At 72.5% G+C, this 6,620-nt stretch carries 7 protein-coding genes; 6 read left to right on the top strand and 1 reads right to left on the bottom strand.

The features are described from left to right. The first annotated feature begins 118 nt into the window (after positions 1-118). From ABNT58_RS07625 to ABNT58_RS07605, 5 genes are read left to right on the top strand one after another with little or no spacing between them, the layout of a single operon-like run. On the top strand, positions 119-784 hold the full coding sequence (locus ABNT58_RS07625; protein WP_348752902.1) for a DUF3348 family protein: 666 nt from the start codon (positions 119-121) through the stop codon (positions 782-784). Beyond that, positions 781-2,916, top strand: coding sequence for a DUF802 domain-containing protein (locus ABNT58_RS07620; RefSeq protein ID WP_348752901.1), 2,136 nt, complete (start codon positions 781-783; stop codon positions 2,914-2,916). Before ABNT58_RS07625 ends, ABNT58_RS07620 begins: the two co-directional genes overlap by 4 nt. Further along, on the top strand, positions 2,913-3,623 hold the full coding sequence (locus ABNT58_RS07615; RefSeq protein ID WP_348752900.1) for an OmpA family protein: 711 nt from the start codon (positions 2,913-2,915) through the stop codon (positions 3,621-3,623). The genes ABNT58_RS07620 and ABNT58_RS07615 overlap by 4 nt, the downstream gene beginning before the upstream one ends. Then, complete coding sequence (locus ABNT58_RS07610; RefSeq protein WP_348752899.1) at positions 3,616-4,206, top strand: DUF2894 domain-containing protein; 591 nt, start codon at positions 3,616-3,618, stop codon at positions 4,204-4,206. Before ABNT58_RS07615 ends, ABNT58_RS07610 begins: the two co-directional genes overlap by 8 nt. 43 nt (positions 4,207-4,249) lie before the next feature. After that, positions 4,250-5,281, top strand: a complete 1,032-nt coding sequence (locus ABNT58_RS07605; RefSeq protein ID WP_348752898.1) for a DUF4118 domain-containing protein — start codon at positions 4,250-4,252, stop codon at positions 5,279-5,281. A gap of 3 nt (positions 5,282-5,284) precedes the next feature. Here ABNT58_RS07605 and ABNT58_RS07600 read toward each other — a convergent pair whose 3' ends face one another. Then, a complete protein-coding gene (locus ABNT58_RS07600) occupies positions 5,285-5,755 on the bottom strand; it encodes a MarR family transcriptional regulator (RefSeq protein WP_348752897.1) in 471 nt (156 codons plus the stop codon). 32 nt (positions 5,756-5,787) lie between these two features. Here ABNT58_RS07600 and ABNT58_RS07595 point away from each other — a divergent pair, with 32 nt between their 5' ends. Then, positions 5,788-6,534 (top strand): siderophore-interacting protein, encoded by a 747-nt coding sequence (locus ABNT58_RS07595; RefSeq protein WP_348752896.1) that lies wholly within the window; start codon positions 5,788-5,790, stop codon positions 6,532-6,534. Positions 6,535-6,620: the final 86 nt, after the last annotated feature.

Here is a 6,620-nt window from a genome sequence, read left to right as displayed (position 1 = left end):
GGGGGGGCTCTCAGCCCCTTGGGGCGGCCCGGCGGGGCTGAGGGGCCCCGCCTGCGCCCGCAGGTGACAAGCAGGTAGACTGCCGGGTTTTTTCCCGACCCGAATGTCTGCTGGCGCGATGGCGCGCGCCCCCCGGCGCGCGGAGATCACCGGGGCTGCTCTGGTGCGGCTGCTGGCGCGGCTGACCGAGGCCGACGTGCCCGAGTCGCGCCTGCAATTCGCGCAGCGCCTGGCGCACTGGGTGGGCTGGGCCGACGCGATTTCGCTCTACGGCGCGCTGGGGCCGGCAGGCGGCCCCGCTGCGCCGGAACCCGCCGCCACACGCCAGCCGGCCAACGATCCCCACGCCGACGCGGAGCAGGTGCGCCAGCAGCTGACGCGCTGGCTGGTCGAGCCCGCTGACGAAGCCCGCGAAGCCCAGGACGCCGAAGGCTATGCGCCCTGGCGCCGCCACTGCAGCAGCCGCCAGAACGGCATGGAACGCGCCATCGCGCCGCTGCGCGAGCGCCTGCGCCGGCAGCTGGCCGCCCGCTCACCCGCCATGGCGCGGCTGGCCGAGGTGGACGCGGTGATGGAACAGGTGCTGGCGCCGCAGGAGCAGCGGCTGCTGGCCACCGTGCCGGGCTGGCTGGGCAAGCACTTCGAGCGCCTGCGCCGCAGCGGGCAGCCCGGCTTCGAGCAGGACCTGCAGGCCGTGCTGCTGGCCGAACTCGAGATCCGATTCCAACCGGTGCAGGGGCTGCTCGAAGCCCTGGCCACCGCGCAGCGACACGCAAGCACATGAACCGACACCTTCCACATGCCGTGTTCGCGGCCGGCCTGGGCGCCATCGCCTGGGTGGCCGCGGGCTATGCCGGCCGCAGCCCGCTGGCGCTGCTGATGATGGCGCTGATCGCCGCCACCTACCTGGCCGGCGCGCTGGAGCTGCGCCGCCACCGCGCCGCCACCGAAGCGCTGCAGGCCGCGCTGGCCGACCCGGCGGCGCCGCAGGCCGACCTGGCGGGCTGGCTGGTCCGCCTGCCCGCGGCGCTGCGCCAGCCGGTGCGGCTGCGCATCGAGGGTGAGCGCAGCGCCCTCCCCGGCCCCGCACTCACCCCCTACCTGACCGGCCTGCTGGTGCTGCTGGGCATGCTGGGCACCTTCCTGGGCATGGTGGTCACGCTCAACGGCACCGGCCTGGCGCTGGACAGCGCCACCGACCTGGCGTCGATCCGCGCCTCGCTGTCGGCGCCGGTCAAGGGCCTGGGGCTGGCCTTCGGCACCTCGGTGGCGGGCATCGCCGCTTCGGCCATGCTGGGGCTGATGTCGGCCTTGCTGCGCCGCCAGCGGCTGCAGGTGCTGCAGCAACTGGACAGCCTGATCGCCGGCCCGCTTCGGGTGCATTCGCAAGCCCACCGCCGTGACGAACAGCTGCGCCTGCTGCAGCAGCAGGCCGAGACGCTGCCGCTGCTGGTGGACCGGCTGCAGGCCTTGATGGCCGGCATCGAGCGCCAGGGCGAGACGCTGGGCGGCCGGCTGGCCGACGAGCAGGCCCGCTTCCATGAACAGGCGGGTCTGGCCTATACCCAGCTGGCCGCGTCGGTGGGCCGCTCTCTGGAGCAGAGCCTGGCCGCCAGCGCCCGCGCCGCCGGCGCCACGCTGCAACCGGTGGTGGAAGCCACCATGGCCGGCATCGCCCGCGAAACGCAGGCCTTGCAGGCCACGCTGGCCGGCGGCCTGGACCGCCAGCTGCAGGCGCTGACCGAGCGTGTGGAAAGCGCCCACACCCGCGTGGCCGACCACTGGCAGCGCGCCCTGGCCGACCACCAGCAGCAACAGGCCGGCCAGGCGCAGCACTGGCAGACGCGGCTGGATGCGCTGGCCGAGCGGCTGGAGCAGCGTTCCGCCGCGATGGTGGACGCGGTAGCCCAGCGGCTGGACCACACCGCCGAATCCGTGGCCAACCGCTGGCAAGCCCTGGCCACTGAGCAGCAGCGGCTGCAGCAGGCCACGGTGGCCGAGCAGCAGCGGGCGCAGGCAGCCAGCGCCGCCGAACAGCAGCGCCTGCACCAGGCCGCTGCGGCCGAGCTGCAGGCGCTGCAGCTCACCACCGCCGAGACGCTGCAGCACCAGCAGCAGCAGGCCACCGCCGCGCTGCAGCAGGCGATGGACGCCGCCGCCAGCGGCTTTGCGCAGCAGGCCGCGGCGCTGCTGCAATCGGTGGAGCGGGTGCATGCCGGCCTGCAGAGCAGCCTGGCCGAGGCCGATGCCCAGCGCCTGGCGGCCTGGACCGGCCAGTTGAACGGCATGGCCGGTACGCTGCAGCAGGCTTTTGAGCAGACCGGCCAGCGCACGCTGGCCGAGATCGGCACGGTGCTGCAGGCGGCGGCCGATGCGCCGCGCGCCGCGGCAGAGGTGATCCACGAGCTGCGCGACAAGCTCAGCGACAGCATGGCCCGCGACAACGCGATGCTGGCCGAACGCGAGCGCGTGCTGCAGACCCTGGGCACGCTGCTGGAATCCGTACAGCACGCCAGCCAGGGCCAGCGCCAGGCCATCGACACGCTGGTGACCTCGTCGGCCGAGCTGCTGGACGGCCTGGGCCAGCGCCTGGCCGCCAGTACCGAAGCGCACGAAGGCCGCATGGCCGAGGTGGCCGCGCAGCTGACCGGCAGCGCGGTGGAAGTGGCCAGCCTGGGCGAAGCCTTCGGCACCGCGGTGCAGCAGTTCAGCCAGACCAGCGAACAGCTCGGCGCGCAGCTGCAGCGCATCGAAACCGCGCTCGGCCAGTCGCTGGCGCGCAGCGACGAGCAGCTGGCCTATTACGTGGCGCAGGCGCGTGAGGTCATCGACCTCAGCATCAGTTCGCAGCAGCAGATCGTGCACGACCTGCAGCAACTGGGCCGCCAGCGCGCACTGGCCGGCAGCGACGCATGAGCCTGGCCTGGGACACCCCTGAAGACGGCGCCGAGGAGGCCGGCGCGCCGGTGTGGGCCGCCTTCGGCGACCTGATGGCCGGGCTGCTGGGCGCCTTCGTGCTGATCCTGGTCTATGTGGTGGGCCAGCAGCTGGACCTGAGCCACCGGCTGCAGGCCGAGGTGGCGCAGCGCCAGGCCGAAACCCAGCGCCGGCAGACGCTGGAACAGGTGCTGGCCGGGCCGCTGGCGGCCGGCCGCGTCTCGCTGGTGGATGGCCGCATCGGCATCAGCGGCAGCCTGTTGTTCGAGTTCAACTCGGCCGAGCTGCAGCCCGAGGGCCGGCGCCTGCTGCGCAGCCTGGCCCGGCCGCTGGCCGCCTACCTGAAGGAACGCGACGAGATGCTGATGGTCAGCGGCTTCACCGACGACCGCGGCGTGCGCGATCGCAGCAAGCATTTCGAGGACAACTGGGAGCTGTCGGCCCAGCGCGCCCTCACCGTCACACGCGCCTTGATCGAAGAAGGTCTGCCGGCGCCCTACGTGTTCGCGGCGGCCTTCGGCGCCCAGCAGTCGGTGGCCAGCAATGCCGATGCCGAGGGCCGGGCGAAAAACCGCCGGGTGGAGATGTCGCCGATGCAGCGCCCCGCCCGCGGCGCGACCCGGCCGGGCCGGGCCGCCTCGGCCGCGGCGCCCGCCCCTGCCACCCCCGCCCCGCGCCGTGACTGAGACCGCCACCGCGCCCCTGGCCGACTGGCTGGCCGAGCGCCGCGCCCAGGGCGCGCAGCGCCACGACCCGGTGCGCTTCCGGCTGATCGAGGCGATGGCGCAGCGGGCGGCCGGCCACCACGGCCTGGCGGCCGAGCGGCTGGCGCAGCGGCTGCAGCAACTGGCGGCGGCCTATGACGACGCGCTGCGCGCTGCAGCGCCCGCTGCTGCGGTGGCGGCGGCCGCACGCCCCGCAGCGCCCGCCCCCACCAGCCCGCTGGGCCAGTTGCTGGCCGCGCTGGCCGCCCATGCGCCCGCCGAGCCGGAACTGCGCACGCTGCGCGACTTCCGCAGCACCTGGTCGCGCCTGAGCGCCGAGCGGCGGCTCAGCCAGTCGCTGGCCGTGGTGCCCGACAACGCGGGGCCGCTGAACTCGCAGCAGCTGGTGCACCGGGCCCTGCGTCTGATGGGCGAGCTCTCGCCCGGCTATCTGGACCACTTCGTGCAACAGGTGGATGCGCTGCTGTGGCTGGACCAGTTGAATGCGGCCGGTGCGGCGCCCCGCAAACCGGCCGCCACCGACCGCCGCCGCGGCAACCATTAGCACGTCGCACAGATATGATGGCCGTCAGCCCACCGATGTCTTGATGGTCGACCTACCGCGTCCCAGCCTCACGCTGCGCTTCATCCGCTGGACAGCGCGCTTCCACGCCCGCCCGCTGCTGGCTTACCCGGTGGCCATCGGGGCGTTCGTGCTGGCGCTCGTCGCGCGCTTCGCCGTCGACCCGATGCTGGGCAACGGCTTTCCGTTCCTCACCTTCTTTCCGGCCATCCTGCTCAGCACCGTGGTGTGCGGGCGCTGGCCCGGCGCGCTGTGCGGACTGCTGTCCATCCTGGCGGCCTGGTACTGGTTCATCGTGCCGCGCCAGAGCTTCGCGCTGGACGGCACCTCGGCGCTGGCCATCGGCTTTTTCTTGCTCATCAGCGTGGTGGACATCGTGGTCATCGACCTGCTGTCGCAGGTGACGCGGCAGCTGGAACAAAGCCAGGAACGCTCGCAGGCGCTGCTGGCGCAACGCACCACGTTGTTCCAGGAGCTGCAGCATCGCGTGGCCAACAACCTCACCCTGGTGGGCAGCGTGCTGGCGGTGCAGGAGCGGCAACTGCGCCACAACCCCGAGGCCACCGCCGCCCTGCGCGAAGCCCGCAGGCGCTTCAACCTCTTCTCGCACATCCACCGCCGCCTGCACGACCCGGCCGCCGCCGACCAGCCGCTGGCCGAGCGGCTGCGCGAGATGTGCAACGACATCCTGCAGGCGGCCGAAGCCGACCAGGTGCAATGCCAGGTCCAGGCAGCCGACCTGGTGTTCGACATCGACCGCACCACGGTGCTGTCGATGATCGTGCTGGAAGTCATCAGCAACGCGCTCAAGCACGCCTTCGAGCCGGGCGCGGCCGGCCGCATCGTGGTGAACCTGCAGCCGCTGGATGCACAGCAGCTGGAGCTGGCCATCACCGACAACGGCCGCGGCATGCCCGAGGGCTACGACAGCCACCGCAGCGAGCGGCTGGGCATGAAGATCCTGTCGGGCTTCGCCTCGTCGCTGCGCGGCACGGTGGAGTTGCGGCCCGGGCCGCAAGGGACCGGGACTTGCGTGCGGGTGGTGTTCCCAGCCTAGAACTCATCCGCTGCCGTCGCCATCGGCCAGGTTCGCCCGCACCCGCTGCAGCAGCGCCAGCAGCTGCTGGCGCTCGGCGTCGCTCAGGCCTTCCAGGCTTTGCCGGGCGACGGTGCTCAGTGCGCGCTGGTTGTCGCGCTGCAGCTGGCGGCCTGCCTCGCTCAGGTGCAGCCGGATCTTGCGGCGGTCGGTCTCGTCCACCTGCGCCTGCAGCAGCCCGCGCTCCTTCAGGCCGGTGACCAGCCGCGCGATCTGCGCCTTGTCGCGGCCCGAATGCGTGGCCAGATCGCCGGCCATTGCGCCCGGGTGGCGGGCGAAAAAGCCCAGCACCTTGTCTTCGAGGTGGGTGATGTCGTGGGCGCTTTCGCGCAGCAACCGGTATTGCCGGCCCCGGTACAGGTGCATCAGCGCATGGATCGCGTCGAAGACCTCATCAGCGGCGGCATGGTTGACATTGTCAACTTTAGGTCTCATGATGGATGACATTGTCACCTATCTGATCCACCATGACCACCGACACCCCCACCCTGCCCACCCGCCGCGTGCAACGTGTGCGCCATGAACTGCGCCGCCGCGAGCTGACGGTGCTGCGCACCGAGCCGCTGGGCCCCGGCTTCGTCGCCATCACCTTGGGTGGCGAGGCGCTGGCCGACTTCGTCTCGCTGGGCTTCGACGACCACGTCAAGTTCATCCTGCCCGGCGACACGCCCGACGCCGAGCCGGTGCGCCGCGACTACACGCCGCGCCGCTTCGATGCGGCGCGCCGCGAGCTGACCATCGAATTTGCGCTGCACGGCCACGGCGCCGCCAGCGACTGGGCCCGCCAGGCCCGCCCGGGCGATGCCGCCACCATCGGCGGCCCGCGTGGCTCGATGGTGGTGCCGACCGACTACGACTGGCACCTGCTGGTGGGCGACGCCACCGCCCTGCCCGCGGTGCACCGCCGCTTGGAGGAACTGCCGGCCGGCACCCGCGCCATCGTGCGCCTGCTGGTGGCCGAAGCCGACCGCCGCCCGCTGACCAGCGCCGCCACGCTGGACCTGCAATGGCTGGACACGCCCGAGCTGCTGCTGCAGGCCCTGCAAGCCCAACCCTTGCCCGCGGGCGAAGGCTTTGCCTGGGCCGCCGGCGAAGCCGCCACGATGGCCCAGGTGCGCGACCTGCTGCTCGGCGAGCGCGGACATCCGAAGGAGGCCGCCCGCATCTCGGCCTACTGGCGGGCAGGCAGCTCGAGCTTCCACGAAGACCTGTGAAGCGCCGCCGGGGCTTCAGCCAGGGTTCAACAAGCCAGATGCTTCGATGCGGGTGGCCGCAAACAGCAGCAGCTCGGCATGCATGC

Source organism: uncultured Aquincola sp. (assembly GCF_964001545.1).
Lineage (GTDB): Bacteria > Pseudomonadota > Gammaproteobacteria > Burkholderiales > Burkholderiaceae_C > Aquincola.
Note: the sequence above shows the minus strand (reverse complement) of the source record. Positions and strands in the feature narration are given on the sequence as shown.

What these genes read in the sequence shown, in the direction of transcription:
- ABNT58_RS07615 (WP_348752900.1), top strand. Translation starts at nt 2,913, where the DNA reads ATGAGCCTGGCCTGGGACACCCCTGAAGACGGCGCCGAGGAGGCCGGC.
- ABNT58_RS07595 (WP_348752896.1), top strand. Translation starts at nt 5,788, where the DNA reads ATGACCACCGACACCCCCACCCTGCCCACCCGCCGCGTGCAACGTGTG.
- ABNT58_RS07605 (WP_348752898.1), top strand. Translation starts at nt 4,250, where the DNA reads ATGGTCGACCTACCGCGTCCCAGCCTCACGCTGCGCTTCATCCGCTGG.
- ABNT58_RS07625 (WP_348752902.1), top strand. Translation starts at nt 119, where the DNA reads ATGGCGCGCGCCCCCCGGCGCGCGGAGATCACCGGGGCTGCTCTGGTG.
- ABNT58_RS07600 (WP_348752897.1), bottom strand. Translation starts at nt 5,755, where the DNA reads ATGAGACCTAAAGTTGACAATGTCAACCATGCCGCCGCTGATGAGGTC.
- ABNT58_RS07620 (WP_348752901.1), top strand. Translation starts at nt 781, where the DNA reads ATGAACCGACACCTTCCACATGCCGTGTTCGCGGCCGGCCTGGGCGCC.